The organism is Streptomyces jeddahensis, from assembly GCF_001642995.1.
Taxonomy (GTDB): Bacteria; Actinomycetota; Actinomycetes; order Streptomycetales; family Streptomycetaceae; genus Streptomyces; species Streptomyces jeddahensis.
This window is the reverse complement of the sequence record NZ_LOHS01000177.1, coordinates 1-15,957: the sequence shown is the minus strand read 5'-3', so window position 1 is coordinate 15,957 and position 15,957 is coordinate 1. Positions and strand designations below refer to the sequence as shown.

The window sequence follows — 15,957 nt, the reverse complement described above, 5'->3', positions numbered from 1 at the left end:
CGCAACACCGTGATCGGTGTCGTGCTGACCGCGCTCATGCTGTTCCCGGTGTACTGGATGCTGAACGTGTCCCTCACCCCGCAGCAGGACATGCGCAAGACCCCGCCCGACCTGCTGCCCCTGCACCCCACGTTCGAGGGCTATCGGGCCGTCCTGAACGACCAGATGCCGTACCTGGGCACGAGTCTGCTCATCGGCCTCGGCACCGTCGCGGTCACCCTCGTCCTCGCCGCCCCGGCCGGCTTCTCGCTCGCCAAGCTGCGTCCCCGCGGCGGCGGCGTCCTCAGCCTCGGCCTGCTGATCGCCCAGATGGTCCCCGGCATCGTCATGGCGATGGGCTTCTACGGGATCTTCCTCAACCTGGGCCTGCTGAACTCCTGGTGGGGCCTGATCATCGCGGACTCCACCATCGCTGTGCCCTTCGGCGTCATGATCTTCACGGCGTTCATGGCGGGCATCCCCGACGAGCTCACCGACGCCGCCCGCATCGACGGCGCGAACACCTGGCGCGCCTTCTGGTCCGTGGTCCTGCCGGTGAGCCGCAACGCCCTGGTCACCGTCTCGCTGTTCAGCTTCCTGTGGGCCTGGTCCGACTTCGTCTTCGCCAACACCCTCGACGGAGGCGGCGAGCTGCGCCCGATCACCCTCGGCATCTACCACTACATCGGCAACAACAACCAGGAATGGAACGCAATCATGGCCACCGCCGTCGTCGCATCCGTCCCCGCCGCCGCCCTCCTCGTCCTCGCACAGCGGTACGTGGCAGCCGGGGTCACCGCGGGCGCGGTCAAGGACTGACCCGGACATCAGCCCCCATCCACCTCTCAGCCACATGTCAGGAGAGCCGATCCTCGCAGGAGGCCCAATTCACGTTGCCTTCGACCGCACTCCATCGGGCACACTCACCGCATGGAGACCTCGGAGCACATCAAGGCGCTGGAGGCGGAGGGCGAGTTGCTGGCCGTCGCCGCCGAAGAGGCCGGGCCTGACGCCAAGGTGCCGACCTGCCCAGGCTGGGAGGTGCGCGACCTGCTGCGGCACACGGGGATGGTGCACCGGTGGGCCACCGCGTTCGTCGCCGAGGGGCACACTTCGTACCAGCCGGACGGCGGTCTGCCGGACCTCGACGGCGATGAGCTGCTGGCATGGTTCCGCGTGGGGCACCGTGCGCTGGTCGAGACGCTGTCGACGGCCCCGCCCGATGTGGACTGCTGGAGTTTTCTGCCCGCGCCGTCGCCGCTCGCCTTCTGGGCCCGGCGGCAGGCGCACGAGACGGCGGTACACCGGTTCGATGCGGAGGCGGCGCGGAGCGGGACGCCCGGGGAGATCGGGAGGGACTTCGCCGCGGACGGTATCGATGAACTGCTGCGCGGCTTCCATGCCCGGAGCAAGAGCAAGGTCCGCTCGGTTGAACCGCGCGTGCTGCGGGTGCGCGCCACCGACACGGACGCGGTGTGGACCGTACGGCTCTCGGCCGAGCCCCCGGTGACCGAGCAGGACGGCACAGGCGAAGCAGACTGCGAGATCTCGGGTCCGGCCGCGCGCCTCTATATGTCGCTGTGGAACCGGCTGCCGTTCCCCCGCGTCACCGGCGACAGCTCTCTCGCGGCGTTGTGGCGGGAGAGGTCAGCCGTCACTTGAAGGTGACGGACGCGGACGGGGAAGAGGTCAGGCGGACGGGCCCTCTGCCAGCATGCGCGTCAGCACCGCCCGCTGCAGCGGGCGCACCCGGGCATGCAGGTCGCGGCCCTTCTCGGTCAGCGCGACGCGTACGCCTCGCCGGTCCTCCACACACATGCCCCGTTCGACCAGGCCGTCCTTCTCCAGTCGGCCGATGAGCCGCGACAACGCGCTCTGGCTGAGATGGACCTGCCCGGCGATCTCCTGCACGCGGTACGAGCAGCCGCCGTCCTCGGCCGCGCCCTCCGCGAGTACGTCCAGAACCTCGAAATCGCTGGCGCCCAGGCCGTACTGATGCAGCTCGCGGTCGAGCTCGCACATGGTGCGTGCGTGCACGGCGAGGATGTCCCGCCACTGGTCCACGAGCCCCTGCTCGGCCTTCTTCGCCGCCATGACCGCACGGTAGCAGAAGAGAACTGTTTGTTGCATCGGAATTAAATGCACTTGCATCAGATGCATGCGCATGTACTGTGCTGCCTATGACCTCACCGCTCACCGCTTCCGCGACGCAGGAGCGCTGGACCCCACGCCTGTGGGGAACCCTGCTCGTCCTCTGCGCCGCGATGTTTCTGGACGCTCTCGACGTCTCGATGGTCGGCGTCGCCCTGCCGTCCATCGGCTCCGAACTCGATCTGTCCACCTCGACCCTGCAGTGGATCGTCAGCGGCTACATCCTGGGATACGGCGGACTGCTGCTCCTCGGCGGACGCACCGCCGACCTGCTGGGCCGGCGCCGCGTCTTCCTCGTCGCGCTGGGCGTCTTCGCCCTGGCCTCGCTGCTCGGCGGGCTCGTCGACTCCGGTCCGCTGCTGATCGCCAGCCGGTTCATCAAGGGCCTGAGCGCCGCGTTCACGGCGCCCGCAGGTCTGTCGATCATCACCACCACGTTCGCCGAGGGACCGGTGCGCAACCGCGCCCTCTCGATCTACACGACCTGCGCGGCCACCGGTTTCTCCATGGGACTCGTCCTCTCCGGCCTGCTCACGGAGGCGAGCTGGCGCCTGACCATGCTGCTGCCCGCCCCCATCGCGCTCGTCGCCCTGCTCGCCGGTCTCAAGCTGATCCCGCACAGCGAGCGCGAGCAGAAGCACGGCGGCTACGACGTGCCGGGCGCCGTGATCGGCACGGCGTCGATGCTGCTGCTCGTCTTCACCGTCGTCCAGGCGCCGGAGGCCGGCTGGACGTCTGCCCGGACCCTGCTCTCCTTCCTCGCCGTCGCCGTACTGCTCGCGGTCTTCGTGAGGATCGAGCAGCGCACCACGAGCCCGCTGATCCGGCTGGGGGTACTGCGCTCGAGCAGCCAGATCAGGGCGCAGCTGGGCGCGATGGCGTTCTTCGGCTCGTACGTCGGGTTCCAGTTCCTCGTCACGCTCTACATGCAGTCGCTGCTCGGCTGGTCGGCGCTGCAGACCGCTCTGGCCTTCCTGCCGGCTGGTGCGCTGGTCGCGCTGTCGGCGACGAAGATCGGCGCGGTGGTCGACCGGTTCGGCACCCCGCGGGTCATCGCCACGGGCTTCACGCTGCTGGTCATCGCGTACGCGCTCTTCCTGCGGATCAGCCTGACGCCGCAGTACGCGGCGGTGATCCTGCCGTCGATGCTGCTGCTCGGCGCGGCGTGCGCGCTGGTCTTCCCGTCGCTCAACATCCAGGCCACCAACGGCGTGGACGACGACGAGCAGGGCATGGTCTCCGGGCTGCTCAACACGTCGATCCAGGTGGGCGGCGCGATCTTCCTGGCCGTGGTGACGGCCGTGGTGACCGCGAACGGCCACGGGGGCTCGTCCCCCCAGGCCGTACTGGACAGCTTCCGCCCGGGCCTGATGGTCGTGACGGCGATCGCGCTCGGCGGGCTGCTGATCACGCTCACGGGGCTCCGCGCACGGCGCCCGCAGCAGTCGGTGCTCGTCGCGCAGTCCGTACGGGAGGAGAACTCCGTACGGGACTCCGCACTGGAGGAGCGCTCCGCACAGGAGGAGCGGGAGGTGGCGGAGGAACGCGTCGCCGTCCGCGACTGACATCCACCGGCAGACTCACACATCCACCGGCACGCGCCGCCGCGCGCTCAGCGCGCTCAGCCCAACCAGCCCGGCCTGACCAGACCCGACTCGTAAGCCAGCACCACGAGTTGGGCACGGTCCCGGGCGCCCAGCTTGACCATGGTGCGGCTGACGTGGGTCTTGGCGGTGAGCGGGCTGACGACGAGACGGCGGGCGATCTCCTCGTTCGACAGGCCGATGCCGACCAGCGCCATCACCTCGCGTTCCCGCTCGGTGAGCCGGGACAGGGACTCGGCGGCTGCGGGTTCCTTGGAGCGGGCCGCGAACTCCCCGATCAGCCGGCGCGTCACGCTCGGCGACAGCAGCGCGTCACCGTGCACCACCGCGCGGACCGCGCGCAGCAGTTCCTCCGGCTCGGTGTCCTTGACCAGGAAGCCGGAAGCACCGGCCCGGATGGCCTCGAAGACGTACTCGTCCAGTTCGAAGGTGGTGAGCATGACCACCCTCACCGCGGCGAGGTCCAGATCGCCGGTGATGCGGCGGGTCGATGCGAGGCCGTCGACCAGGGGCATGCGGATGTCCATGAGCACCACGTCGGGGCGCAGTTCGCGCACCATACGGAGCGCCTGCTCCCCGTCCGCGGCCTCCCCGGCCACCTCGATGTCCGGCTGTGCGTCGAGCAGTGCCCTGAACCCGGCCCTGACCAGTGACTGGTCGTCGGCGAGCAGTACGCGGATCACCGGTCCTCCTTGAGCGGCAGGACGGCGGACACCCGGAAACCGCCGTCGGGGCGCGTGCCCGCTTCGATCGTGCCACCGAGGCCTGCGGCACGTTCCCGCATGCCGGCGAGGCCGTTGCCGCTTCCGCCTGCGTCCGCTCCGGTGGCGGGCCCGTCGTCGTCGATGCGCAGCCGCAGTGCCCGTTCCTCGTACCGCACGAGCACGCGCGCGTGCCGGGATCCCGAGTGCCGTACGACGTTGGTCAGCGCCTCCTGGACGATGCGGAAGGCGGCGAGATCCGTGCCGGGCGGCAGCGGAACGCACCGTCCCTCTGTCCCGACGCCGACCGTGAGACCTGCGCTCGCGGCCTGCTCGACCAGCTCGGAGAGCCGGTCGAGTCCCGGAGCGGGGGCGCGCGGTGCATCGCCCGCTGTCCGGAGTGTGTCGAGGACCTGGCGCACTTCGCCCAGCGCCTCCTTGCTCGCGGCCTTGATGGTGGTCAGCGCGGTGCGGGCCTGCTCGGGGTCGGTGTCGAGCAGCGCCAGGCCCACGCCCGCCTGGACGTTGATCACGGAGATGCTGTGGGCCAGTACGTCGTGCAGTTCGCGGGCGATCCGCAGCCGCTCCTCGTCGGCCCGCCGTTTGGCGGCCAGCCGCCGCTCGGCCCGGTCGCGCTCCCACTGCTCGCGCCGCACGCGCGCGAGCTCGCAGACCGCCAGGATGGCCACCGTCCAGGTGGCGACGCCCAGTTCCTGTCCCCACGAGGCGGGGCCGTCACCCTGCGGAGGCAGCCAGCGGTAGAGCCAGTGCCCCACCAGCAGACGCGCCGCCCACAGCATGCCGAGCGCCGTCCACGCCGCCCAGCGGTGCCCGGAGACGATCGCACTGAAGCAGCCCACGGCAACGGCCAGGAAGATCGGGCCGTACGGATATCCGGCACCCAGATAGATCGTCGCGACCGCCGCCGTACCGAAGGCCACGAGAACCGGGTACCGCTGCCGCCACAGCAACAGGCCCGCCGCCCCGATCAGCAGCACCCCCGCGAGGACGTCCAGATCGACGCGTTCGCCGGCCTGTTCCCGTGCCGCGAAGTGGGAGCCGGCGATCACGAACACGGCGAACAGCAGTGTCGAACGCCAGGGCCACCGCGTGCGGCGTACGTCCTCGTCGTCGTTGGCGGAGGCATGAGGGTTCCACCACGGCGGGCCCTGCCGCCACCACGCTGGTGGCCCGTTCCGGCACCACCGCGCGGGCCCGCCCCGCGCCCACGGCGGGCCGCCGCGTCGCCGTACGCGCTGCTCCTCCATGCCTGCCACGCTAGACGCCGGCAGGGGCCGCGGGCGTCAGCCATGCGAGGTGATCACACGTACTCCCGCCGGAGTACCTCCGCGGCCTCGGGAGCGTGTCAGGATCCGGCCCTCGTCCCGCCCGATGCAGTGCCCCTGCCTCGTCCCCGAGGCGGGCGACGGGACTCCTGAGGCGCACCCGAGGTCCCTGCATGGTTCAACAGGCCTACGGAGTGGGCGAGTTGCGTTACGGCGTGGGAGAAGAACACCGCACGATCCTCGACGACACGGTGGAACTGCCCAAAGACCTCGAACCCGACCAGCCCGTACAGCTGCGCCCACGCGGCCACCAGCGCGGCGACGACCTCCGGCGGCATGTCGGGCGCCAGATCCGCCGCCATGCGTTCAGCCTCCGGCCTCAGTCTGGCGGGGAGCGGGGGGCGTGCGATGCCGCGGCCCTCCAGGGCGTCGCGGACGATACCGATGAGCAGCAGCCCGACGCGCGACGCGGCGGGCACGGTCGAGTCGGGCGCGGAGTAGCCGGGCACCGGTGAGCCGTAGATGAGGGCGTATTCGTGCGGGTGGGCAAGCGCCCAGGCGCGCACCGCCTCGCAGACGGCGGTCCACTGCCGCACCGGCTCCGCGTCGGCGGCCTTGGCGTGGGCCGACTCGGCGGCCTCGCCGAGGGAGTCGTAGGCGTCGATGATGAGCGCGGTCAACAGGTCGTCGCGGCTCGGGAAATAGCGGTAGAGGGCGGAGGACACCATGCCCAGCTCACGGGCGACCGCGCGTAGCGAGAGCTTCGCGGCGCCTTCGGCGGCGAGCTGCCGGCGCGCCTCGTCCTTGATGGCGGCGGTGATCTCGGTACGCGCCCGGGCACGGGCTCCACGTGCGGTGCTCATGCGCGGCAGTCTCCCACGGTTCCGGAGCAGTGCACACGTACGAGAGCGGTGCTTCTGTCCGAGAGCGCTTCACCGATTCGAGAGCGGCGCTTCTGCGCGAGAGCGCCCCACCGATTCGAGATCGGCGCACCAAAAAGAGAGCACTGCTCTTGCTTTGGATCGCCGATCCCGTGCACACTGCTCTCAAGCGAGAGCAGTGCTCTCTCAGCGCTGCTCTCTCAACGGGTGGAGGTCACCATGGCACAGCAGCACTACATCAAGCCCGGCGCCTTCGAAGCAGGCATGAACCGCTTCATCGGCTGGATCGCCCGGCGCGGCATCAGCCTCCTCGGCCACGCCGAGCTGTCCGTCCGCGGCCGCAAGAGCGGAGAGTGGCGCCGCGTGCCGGTCAACCCGCTGCCGTACGAGGGCGGCCCCTACCTGATCTCGGCCCGCGGCCACTCCGAGTGGGTACGGAACATGCGGGCCGCGGGCGGCGGGCGCCTCCAGGTCGGCCGCCGGACCCAGGAGTTCACCGCGGTGGAGCTTCCCGACGAGGAGAAGCCCCCGATCCTGCGGACCTACCTGAAGAAGTGGGGCTGGGAGGTCGGCCGCTTCTTCGGCGACGTCAACGCCGACTCCACCGACGCGGAGCTGCTCGCGGCGGCGCACAAGCACCCCGTATTCCGCATCACGGTCAAGAGCTGACGCCCCGAGCGGCACCCGCCCCCAACGGCCGCACTCCGCACACGCGCAAGCGGCACCCGCCCCCAACAGCCACAATCCGTACGCACGCGATTGGGTCCCGGCCAGGACAGCCGACGCCGTAACCGAGCTACGCCGAAGGATCCAGCGCCGCCAGGGCGCGCCCCGCCATCGGATGCGTCCGTACGAGCTCGGCCAGCGAGGTCGATCCCCGGGTGATGCCCGTGAACGCCTTCCAGGCGGGCCTGAACCCGGTGATCGCCGCGTGGAACAGACCGGGCCGCCGCTCGAAGACGGTCAGCAGGCGCTTTCCTACGCTCATCTCGACCCCGAGGCCCGCCTTCACCGCGAAGGCGTAGTTGAGGGCCTGGCGCCGGGTGTCGACCGCGTCGTGCGCCTCGGCGATGCGTACCGCCCACTCCCCCGCGAGCCGCCCGGAGCGCAGCGCGAACGAGATGCCCTCGCGGGTCCACGGCTCCAGCAGGCCCGCCGCGTCGCCGCACACTAGGACGCGCCCGCGCGAGAGCGGGGAGTCGTCGCTGCGGCAGCGGGTCAGATGCCCGGACGAGATGGCGGGTTCGAAGCCGGCGAGGCCGAGCCGCGCGATGAAGTCCTCCAAGTACCGCTTGGTGGCGGCGCCCTCGCCGCGTGCGGAGATGACGCCGACGGTCAGGGTGTCGTCCTTGGGGAATACCCAGCCGTAACTCCCGGGCATCGGGCCCCAGTCGATGAGGACCCTGCCCTTCCAGTCCTCGGCGACGGTGGGCGGAACCGGGATCTCCGCCTCGAGCCCCAGATCGACCTGGTCGAGCTTCACGCCGACATGGGCTCCTATGCGGCTGGCGCTGCCGTCCGCGCCGACGACGGCGCGCGCGTACAGGGTCTCGCCACCCTGAAGAACGACGGCTACGGTGCGCCGGTCGGGCACGGAGGGGCCGTGCTGCTCGACCCGGGAGACCGTGACACCGGTCCTCAGCTCGGCCCCCGCCTTCTGCGCGTGCTCGACCAGCTGCTGGTCGAACTCCGGACGGTTGATCAGGCCGAACAGCATGTGCCGTGAGCGGCGGGTGCGGGTGAACCTGCCGTCCAGGGAGAACGTCACCGCATGCACCCGGTCCTTGAAGGGCAGTTCGAAGCCGGGCGGCAGCGCGTCGCGCGAGGGGCCGATGATCCCGCCGCCGCACGTCTTGTAGCGGGGCAGCTCGGCCTTCTCCAGGATCAGCACACGGCGTCCCGCGACGGCCGCCGCATAGGCCGCGGAGGCGCCCGCGGGCCCGGCCCCGACCACCACGACGTCCCATACCCGCCGAGCGTCGTCCGCTGAGTTCTCGCTTGAGTTCTCGCTGCTCACGATGGTCTGCCGCTCCCGATCCAGCCGTCTGCCGCACTTTCCCCCGCATCCTACGGGGGACGCCGCGGCCCGCCGCTGTGGGAGGATCGGCAATGTGTTCGCCGTACAACCAGCACGCGCGAATCCACCCAGAACGAACCACAAGCAATACGCACACAGGCGCATGCGTGCATGGCCATGCAGGCACGCGCCGTCGCACCTACGAGGAGCGTGCCCATGTCGCCGAATCCGATCGCCGAGACCGTCGCCGCGCTGATGCCGCGGGCGAAGGAGGAGCTCACCGAACTGGTGGCCTTCAAGTCGGTGGCGGACTTCGAGCAGTTCCCCAGGAGCGAGAGCGAGAAGGCGGCGAACTGGGTCGCGGACGCGCTGCGCGCCGAGGGCTTCCAGGACGTGGCGCTGCTGGACACCCCCGACGGCACGCAGTCGGTGTACGGCTTCCTGCCCGGCCCCGAGGGCGCGCCGACCGTGCTCCTGTACGCGCACTACGACGTGCAGCCGCCGCTCGACGAGGCCGCGTGGACCACCCCGCCCTTCATCCTGACCGAGCGCGACGGCCGCTGGTACGGACGCGGCGCCGCCGACTGCAAGGGCGGCGTGATCATGCATCTGCTGGCGCTGCGCGCCCTCAAGGCGAACGGCGGTATCCCCGTCAACGTCAAGGTGATCGCCGAGGGTTCGGAGGAGCAGGGCACGGGCGGCCTTGAGCGGTACGCCGAGGCGCACCCGGAGCTGCTGACTGCCGACACGATCGTCATCGGCGACTCCGGCAACTTCCGCGTGGGCCTGCCCACGGTCACCTCCACGCTGCGCGGCATGACCATGGTCCGCGTGCGCATCGACACCCTCGAAGGCAACCTGCACTCCGGCCAGTTCGGCGGCGCGGCACCCGATGCGCTGGCCGCCCTCGTGCGCGTACTGGACTCGCTGCGCGCCGAGGACGGGTCGACGACGATCGACGGGCTCACGGGCGACGCCTCGTGGGACGGACTGCAGTACCCGGAGACGGACTTCCGCAAGGACGCCAAGGTGCTGGACGGCGTCGAGCTGATCGGTTCCGGCACCGTCGCCGACCGCATCTGGGCGCGGCCGGCCGTCACCGTCCTGGGCATCGACTGCCCACCGGTCGTCGGTGCCACCCCGTCCGTGCAGGCGAGCGCGCAGGCGCTGATCAGCCTGCGCGTGCCGCCGGGCGTCGACGCGGCCGAGGCGACGAAGCTGCTGCTGGCCCACCTCGAGGCGCACACGCCGTGGGGTGCGCGCGTGCAGACGGAACAGATCGGCCAGGGCCAGGCGTTCCGCGCGAACACCGCCAGCCCCGCGTACGCGGCGATGGCGGAGGCGATGAGCGTCGCCTACCCGGGTGAGGAGATGCAGTACGCGGGCCAGGGCGGCTCCATCCCGCTGTGCAACACACTCGCCGCGCTCTACCCGGACGCGGAGATCCTGCTGATCGGCCTGAGCGAGCCGGAGGCGCAGATCCACGCGGTCAACGAGAGCGTGTCGCCGGAGGAACTGGAACGGCTGTCAGTCGCGGAGGCGCTGTTCCTGCGCAATTACGCGGCGAGTTGACGTACGTGGTGCGGCGCGCGGCGACGGGCGGAAGCCGCTCGTCGGCCGCCGCCACGCTTCCGACATGCCCGAGGAGCCGGCGCACCGGGGTCGGCACACGTCAGCCGACCGGCACACCGGCCTCCAGATACAGGGCGGCGCCGCGTTCCCGCGCACGCAGGGCCCAGCGGAGCCGTTCGTAGCGGACGGGCGGCAGCAGTGAGGCCGCTTCGGCTTCGGTGACGAAGCGCCAGTCGCGCAGTTCGGGGCCCGGCAGCAGCACCTGCCGGGCCTCTCCGCTGTCGAGCCGCCCGCCGTCGTAGAGCAGCCGCAGCCCGCCGTACCCGGGAGGGGCGGGCGGCTCCCAGTCGACGACCAGGAGCCGCGGCACCTCCTGCAGCCGGATGCCGGTCTCCTCGGCGACCTCGCGGATGCCCGCGCGCGCGGGCGCCTCCCCGGATTCGACGACGCCTCCGGGGAACTCCCAGCCCGGCTTGTACGTCGGGTCGACGAGCAGCACCCGGTCCTGTTCGTCGAAGAGCAGTACGCCGGATGCGACGGTCTCGCTGGTCGGCTCGGGGCTCTGCACGATGTCGCAGACGGGCGCGTCCCCGGTGCGCACGGCCTCCGCTATGCGGACGGCGGTCTCGTACGGGGTGAGCGGGCCGTTGTCGACGAGATGCGCGTCGGAGGTGAGCCAGGAACCGAGTGCCGCCTGGTACGGCTCGATGTGGTCGTAGGACCACTGGCGTATGCGTATCTCGCCGTCGGGTATGTCGGGCGGTACGTCACGGCTGGCTATGCGCGCACGAAGGATCGTTTCGGCCGGTGCGAGCAACACGTGCCGGACCGGAATCCTGCGGGACGCGAGCCCGCCGAAGATCTCGTCGCGGTACTCCTGGCGCAGCAGGGTCATCGGGACCACGAGGACTCCGCCCAGCTCGGCGAGCAGCGCCGCCGCCGTGTCGACGACGAGCCGCCGCCAGATCGGCAGATCCTGGAAGTCGGTGACCTCGGCGAGGCGTTTGGGCGGCAGGAGATACGACAGTTCCCCGCCGATGAGCTCGGGGTCGAAGAGCGTGCTGTTCGGGATCAGATCGATCAGTTCCCGTGCGGTGGTGGTCTTTCCCGCACCGAACGCGCCGTTGATCCAGACGATCACGTTTCCCCCTCTTCTGTTGGACCCCTGTGGCTTGCCCGCTCAACCCTGCCACGGAAACCAGCGCCTGATGAGGGAGACGGCGGCCCGCGATCACTTCTCGGATCCGACCGGTAGCTGAGTGTTCCCGAAGCCGGTCGTTGGCCTTAGTCTTGCTCCATGTTCCCGAGCCCACAGCCTTCTGGTTCCGTGCGGTCTGCCGCCGCGGTGAACGAGCAGATCCGCGAGTTGTGGCTGCGCGCAGGCGGCACGCTGTCCGCCGAGGAGCGCGTGGAGTACGAACACCTGGTCATGGAGTGGGCCGCGGCCGTCCGCGGCGGCGTCGGCGAGGCCGCGTAGGCGCGCCCGGATCGGGTACGTCCATGGCCGGTCTGGGGTTCGTCGCGCTGGGCGTGGTGCTCATCGCAGCGGGGGCTCTCTGGAAGGGGCGCGCCATCCGCCCCCTGTTCCGCAAACGGGCCCGTGCGGCGCTGGCACGCGACTACCGGCGGCAGCTGCTCCGCTCCGCCGACATGGCGATCGCGGCGGCGCGCCGCCGGGCCGCTCGGGGCGAGCCGGTCATCGTCCGCATCGACGACGTGATCGGCATCGCATCCCAGCACTTCGGCCACGACGTCGTACCGCGCGAGCAGGCGGCCGCAGCGCTCCGTCAGCGGTACGAGGCGGGTGGCTGCCGCAGGGACTGCATGACGGACGCCTTCGACTGACGGCGCGCGTGCGCCGGCGGCCGCCGCAAGGGGAACCGGCGCCTCCGGGCCACCCCGGGTCGAGCCGGAGTCCCTCAGCCCCCGACCCCCGCCGCAGCCGCCCCCGCCCTCGAACCGAGCGCCGCCGCGGCCGCGCCCACCAGGCCGGCGTCCGTGCCCATCAGTGCGGGTACGACGGTCAGCTGCTGTACGAACGAGAGGGTCGCGTAGTCCCGCAGGGCCCTGCGCAGAGGCGCGAAGAGGACATCGCCTGACTTCGCCACTCCCCCGCCGATCACCGCGATGTCGATCTCGACGAGGGTGGCGGTGGCCGCGATTCCAGCGGCCAGCGCCTGGGCGGCGCGCTCGAACGAGGCGAGGGCCACCGGATCACCGGCGCGCGCGGCCTCCGCCACGGCGGCGGCCGAAGTGTCGCCGTCGGGGCCGGGCCGCCAGCCCGACTCCAGTGCCCGCCGGGCGATGTTGGGGCCGCTCGCGATCCGCTCCACGCAGCCGCGCGCCCCGCACGGACAGGGGTCGCCGTCGAGCTGCACGCTGATGTGACCGATGTGGCCTGCATTGCCCGTCGGGCCGGAGTAGAGGCTTCCGCCGAGGACGAGGCCCCCGCCGACCCCCGTGGAGACGACCATGCAGAGCGCGTTGTCGTGCCCGCGGGCGGCGCCCTGCCAGTGCTCGGCTGCCGCGATGGCGACCCCGTCGCCGACGAGCTCGACGGGCAGTCCGCCGGCCGCCGCTCGTACCCGTTCGACGAGCGGAAAATCGCGCCATCCAGGGACGTTGACCGGGCTCACTGTGCCGGCGGAGGCGTCGACGGGGCCTGCGCTGCCGATGCCCAGGGCCCCTGCCCGTGCCCACAGCGGGGAGGCGGTGAGCTCGCCGACGACCTCTGACACGGCCCGCATCACCGTCTCGCCGTCCTCCTGCGCCGGCGTCGGACGCTGTGCGCGCACAAGGATCCGGCCGTCACTGTCCACCAGGGCTCCGGCGATCTTGGTTCCGCCGATGTCGAGGGCGGCGACGAGGTCGTTCTGCATCGGCGTGGAATCTCCTGGTGAAGGGCGAGGTGCGGAGAGTGCACCAGATGAGGCGATGGACAGTCTCTCCCGCTTCTGACAACGTTGTCCAGGGCCTATGCTCACCGGCACATGCTTATGCAGCACATCGTCATGCGGGATGCACCCGACGTCCGTACGCATCCGGCGCATACGACCCACTCGTGCTTCTCGTGGACGACAGGACAGGACAGCGCAAACGTGGCCGACACCGCCCGCCGACCCGGCAACCGCTACGGCTCCCGTCCGACCATGAAGGACGTCGCCGCGCACGCCGGAGTCGGCCTCAAGACGGTCTCGCGTGTGGTGAACGGCGAGCCGGGCGTCACGCCCGACACCGAACGCCGCGTCCACGAGGCGATCAACGCCCTGGGCTTCCGGCGCAACGACAGCGCGCGCGTCCTGCGCAAGGGCCGTACCGCAAGCGTCGGCCTGGTCCTGGAGGACCTGGCGGACCCTTTCTACGGCCCGCTCAGCCGCGCCGTCGAGGAGGTCGCCCGTGCCCACGGCGCGCTGCTCATCAACGGTTCCAGCGCGGAGGACCCGGACCGCGAGCAGGAGTTGGCCCTCGCCCTGTGCGCGCGCCGCGTCGACGGCCTTGTGGTCATCCCGGCGGGCGACGACCATCGCTATCTCGAGCCGGAGATCAGGGCGGGCGTCGCCACGGTCTTCGTGGACCGGCCCGCCGGGAAGATCGACGCGGATGCCGTGCTCTCCGACAACTTCGGCGGCGCGCGGCACGCCGTCGCCCATCTCCTCGCGCACGGGCACCGCCGGATCGGCTTCATCGGCGACCGACCGGTCATCCACACCGCGGCCGAGCGCCTGCGCGGCTACCGCGCGGCCATGGCGGAGGCGGGCATCCCGGTCGAGGACACCTGGATATCGCTGGGCGCCACGGATCCGGAGCGGGTCCGGCGGGCCGCCGAGACCTTGCTCGACGGCCCGGAACCGGTGACCGCCGTCTTCGCGGGCAACAACCGTGTGACGGTGACGGTGGTGCGCGTCCTGTCCGAACGGCCCCGGCCCACGGCCCTCGTCGGCTTCGACGACTTCGAGCTCGCCGATCTGCTGCAGCCGGGCGTGACCGTCGTCGCGCAGGACGCCGCACAGCTCGGACGTACGGCCGCGGAGCGGTTGTTCCAGCAACTGGACGGCGTGCCCCACGCTCCGGAGCGCACCATGCTCCCGACCCGGCTGATCACACGCGGCTCGGGCGAACTGCCGCCTGTGGACTGACCGCTGCGGCCCGGTTCGCGACCGCACCTGCGCGGCCGCGCTGCGGGGAGGGGTACTGCCGCGCCCCGGGCACTCGTGCTATCGGCCGGACACGGTCAGGTCGCCGCGCCGCGGTGCCGCATACCCTTCCAGGTCGGCTCGGGTGAGGCCGCTCAGCCGTGCTACCTCGGCCGTGTCGAGGGCGCCGCAGTCCAGACCGCGCAGCAGATATCCGCTGAGGGCCTTGGCGGTCGCGGGTTCGTCCATGACGTCTCCGCCGGCCCGGTTGGCGTACGCGGCGAGGCGCGCAGCGGCCTGCGCGAAACCCTCCCGGTAGAAGGCGAACACGGCGCCGTAGCGCGTCGGGATGTGGCCCGGGTGCATGTCCCAGCCCTGGTAGTAGGCGCGTGCCAGCGCCCGGCGGGTGAGGCCGTAGTGCAGCCGCCAGGCGTCGTGGACCTTCTTGGTCGGGCCGACCGGCAGCACGTTGGTCGAGCCGTCCGAGACCCGGACGCCGGTGCCCGCGGCGGCGACCTGCATGATCGCCTTGGCGTGGTCGGCGGCCGGGTGGTCGCTGGCCTGGTAGGCGGCGCTGACACCGAGGCACGCGCTGTAGTCGAAGGTGCCGTAGTGCAGGCCTGTGGCGCGGCCCTCGGCGGCGTCGATCATCCGGGCGACGGTGGCCGTCCCGTCCGGGGCGAGGATGGCCTGACTGGTCTCGATCTGTATCTCGAAGCCGATCCGGCCGGGCTCCAGGCCGCGGGCCTTCTCGAACGCCTCGAGCAGCCGGACCATGGCGGTGACCTGCTCGGCGTACGTCACCTTGGGCAGCGTCAGGACGAGCCCTTCGGGCAGTCCCCCCGCGTCCATCAGGCCTGTGAGGAAGATGTCGAGCGTGCGGATGCCGCGGTCGCGGACGGCGGCCTCCATGCACTTCATGCGGATGCCCATGTACGGGGCGGCGGTGCCGTTCTCGTAGGCCTCCGCGACCAGCCGCGCCGCGCGGGCGGCCGCCTCGTCCTCCTCCGCGTCCGGGCGGGGCCCGTAGCCGTCCTCGAAGTCGATGCGCAGGTCCTCGATGGGCTCGCGCTGCAGCTTGGCGCGGACGCGGTCGTACACGGGGACGGCGAGGTCGTCGCTCAGACCGAGGACGGCGGCGAACGAGGCGGCGTCCGGGGCGTGTTCGTCGAGGGCCTTCAGCGCCTGGTCGCCCCAGGAGCGGATGGTGCCGGCGGCGAAGACGTCACCGGGGACGTAGACCGTATGGACGGGCTGGCGGGTGCCGGGGTCTCCGGGATAGCGGCGCTGCAGCTCCGCGTCGACCGGAGCGAGGGAGGCGCTGACGGCCTCGCTGACCGCGCCCGCGAGGCTCGTGGCCACCTTCTCGTGCTGCCCCATGTCCACACCCTCCACCGTCACTTTTCCGCGTCGCGGAATCAACAATCCGTTGAGCGAAGTTATCCACGGCGCTTCACGCTGGTCAACACCATCTTCCGTCTCCAGGGAGGGGACGGACCGCGGGCTGCCCGTGACATGAAGCGAGGCCCCCGCGACCGATGAAGACGGTCCCGGGGGCCTCGCAGGCTCAGGAGCGGATCAGCCCTTGCGGGTCTTGATCTCCTCGGTGAGCTGCGGGACGACCTCGAAGAGG

16 protein-coding genes are annotated in these 15,957 nt (G+C 71.3%); 8 read left to right on the top strand and 8 right to left on the bottom strand.

The features are described from left to right. Window positions 1-36: 36 nt before the first annotated feature. Together STSP_RS33860 and STSP_RS33855 are read left to right on the top strand one after the other, a co-directional pair. Entirely contained in the window at window positions 37-798 is a 762-nt protein-coding gene (locus STSP_RS33860) for a carbohydrate ABC transporter permease (protein ID WP_067284904.1), read from the top strand. 111 nt (window positions 799-909) lie between these two features. Next, window positions 910-1,641 carry a maleylpyruvate isomerase family mycothiol-dependent enzyme gene (locus STSP_RS33855; protein WP_067284865.1) on the top strand — a complete coding sequence of 244 codons (732 nt, stop codon included), beginning with the start codon at window positions 910-912 and terminating at the stop codon, window positions 1,639-1,641. A 27-nt stretch (window positions 1,642-1,668) separates the two neighbouring features. Here STSP_RS33855 and STSP_RS33850 read toward each other — a convergent pair whose 3' ends face one another. After that, window positions 1,669-2,073, bottom strand: coding sequence for a MarR family winged helix-turn-helix transcriptional regulator (locus tag STSP_RS33850; protein WP_067284864.1), 405 nt, complete (start codon window positions 2,071-2,073; stop codon window positions 1,669-1,671). A gap of 86 nt (window positions 2,074-2,159) precedes the next feature. On the opposite strand from STSP_RS33850, the gene STSP_RS33845 reads away from it, so the two are divergent. After that, on the top strand, window positions 2,160-3,695 hold the full coding sequence (locus tag STSP_RS33845; RefSeq protein WP_067284863.1) for an MFS transporter: 1,536 nt from the start codon (window positions 2,160-2,162) through the stop codon (window positions 3,693-3,695). Between the two features lie 56 nt (window positions 3,696-3,751). Here the strand turns inward: STSP_RS33845 and STSP_RS33840 are convergent, their stop codons facing one another. The 3 genes from STSP_RS33840 to STSP_RS33830 all read right to left on the bottom strand — a co-directional run bounded on the left by STSP_RS33840 (window position 3,752) and on the right by STSP_RS33830 (window position 6,584). Next, window positions 3,752-4,417, bottom strand: a complete 666-nt coding sequence (locus tag STSP_RS33840; protein WP_067284862.1) for a response regulator — start codon at window positions 4,415-4,417, stop codon at window positions 3,752-3,754. Beyond that, a complete protein-coding gene (locus STSP_RS33835; RefSeq protein WP_067284861.1) occupies window positions 4,414-5,712 on the bottom strand; it encodes a sensor histidine kinase in 1,299 nt (432 codons plus the stop codon). The genes STSP_RS33840 and STSP_RS33835 overlap by 4 nt, the downstream gene beginning before the upstream one ends. Window positions 5,713-5,801: 89 nt before the next feature. Further along, complete coding sequence (locus STSP_RS33830; protein ID WP_078067725.1) at window positions 5,802-6,584, bottom strand: TetR/AcrR family transcriptional regulator; 783 nt, start codon at window positions 6,582-6,584, stop codon at window positions 5,802-5,804. 237 nt (window positions 6,585-6,821) lie between these two features. Here STSP_RS33830 and STSP_RS33825 point away from each other — a divergent pair, with 237 nt between their 5' ends. Then, complete coding sequence (locus STSP_RS33825) at window positions 6,822-7,271, top strand: nitroreductase family deazaflavin-dependent oxidoreductase (RefSeq protein WP_067284860.1); 450 nt, start codon at window positions 6,822-6,824, stop codon at window positions 7,269-7,271. A gap of 127 nt (window positions 7,272-7,398) precedes the next feature. On the opposite strand, the gene STSP_RS33820 is transcribed toward STSP_RS33825, so the two are convergent. Next, entirely contained in the window at window positions 7,399-8,619 is a 1,221-nt protein-coding gene (locus tag STSP_RS33820) for a geranylgeranyl reductase family protein (RefSeq protein ID WP_067284859.1), read from the bottom strand. A gap of 216 nt (window positions 8,620-8,835) precedes the next feature. On the opposite strand from STSP_RS33820, the gene STSP_RS33815 reads away from it, so the two are divergent. Beyond that, window positions 8,836-10,191 (top strand): dipeptidase, encoded by a 1,356-nt coding sequence (locus STSP_RS33815; protein ID WP_067284858.1) that lies wholly within the window; start codon window positions 8,836-8,838, stop codon window positions 10,189-10,191. 100 nt (window positions 10,192-10,291) lie between these two features. Here STSP_RS33815 and STSP_RS33810 read toward each other — a convergent pair whose 3' ends face one another. Beyond that, window positions 10,292-11,332 (bottom strand): NUDIX hydrolase, encoded by a 1,041-nt coding sequence (locus STSP_RS33810; RefSeq protein WP_067284857.1) that lies wholly within the window; start codon window positions 11,330-11,332, stop codon window positions 10,292-10,294. A gap of 156 nt (window positions 11,333-11,488) precedes the next feature. Here STSP_RS33810 and STSP_RS37905 point away from each other — a divergent pair, with 156 nt between their 5' ends. Next, a complete protein-coding gene (locus STSP_RS37905; protein WP_078067724.1) occupies window positions 11,489-11,668 on the top strand; it encodes a hypothetical protein in 180 nt (59 codons plus the stop codon). A 23-nt stretch (window positions 11,669-11,691) separates the two neighbouring features. Further along, on the top strand, window positions 11,692-12,036 hold the full coding sequence (locus STSP_RS33805; protein ID WP_067284856.1) for a hypothetical protein: 345 nt from the start codon (window positions 11,692-11,694) through the stop codon (window positions 12,034-12,036). A 74-nt stretch (window positions 12,037-12,110) separates the two neighbouring features. Here the strand turns inward: STSP_RS33805 and STSP_RS33800 are convergent, their stop codons facing one another. Next, complete coding sequence (locus STSP_RS33800) at window positions 12,111-13,070, bottom strand: ROK family protein (protein ID WP_067284855.1); 960 nt, start codon at window positions 13,068-13,070, stop codon at window positions 12,111-12,113. A 219-nt stretch (window positions 13,071-13,289) separates the two neighbouring features. On the opposite strand from STSP_RS33800, the gene STSP_RS33795 reads away from it, so the two are divergent. Further along, entirely contained in the window at window positions 13,290-14,327 is a 1,038-nt protein-coding gene (locus tag STSP_RS33795) for a LacI family DNA-binding transcriptional regulator (RefSeq protein ID WP_067284854.1), read from the top strand. Window positions 14,328-14,405: 78 nt separating this feature from the next. On the opposite strand, the gene STSP_RS33790 is transcribed toward STSP_RS33795, so the two are convergent. After that, window positions 14,406-15,704 carry a DUF6986 family protein gene (locus STSP_RS33790; RefSeq protein WP_067284853.1) on the bottom strand — a complete coding sequence of 433 codons (1,299 nt, stop codon included), beginning with the start codon at window positions 15,702-15,704 and terminating at the stop codon, window positions 14,406-14,408. Window positions 15,705-15,957: the final 253 nt, after the last annotated feature.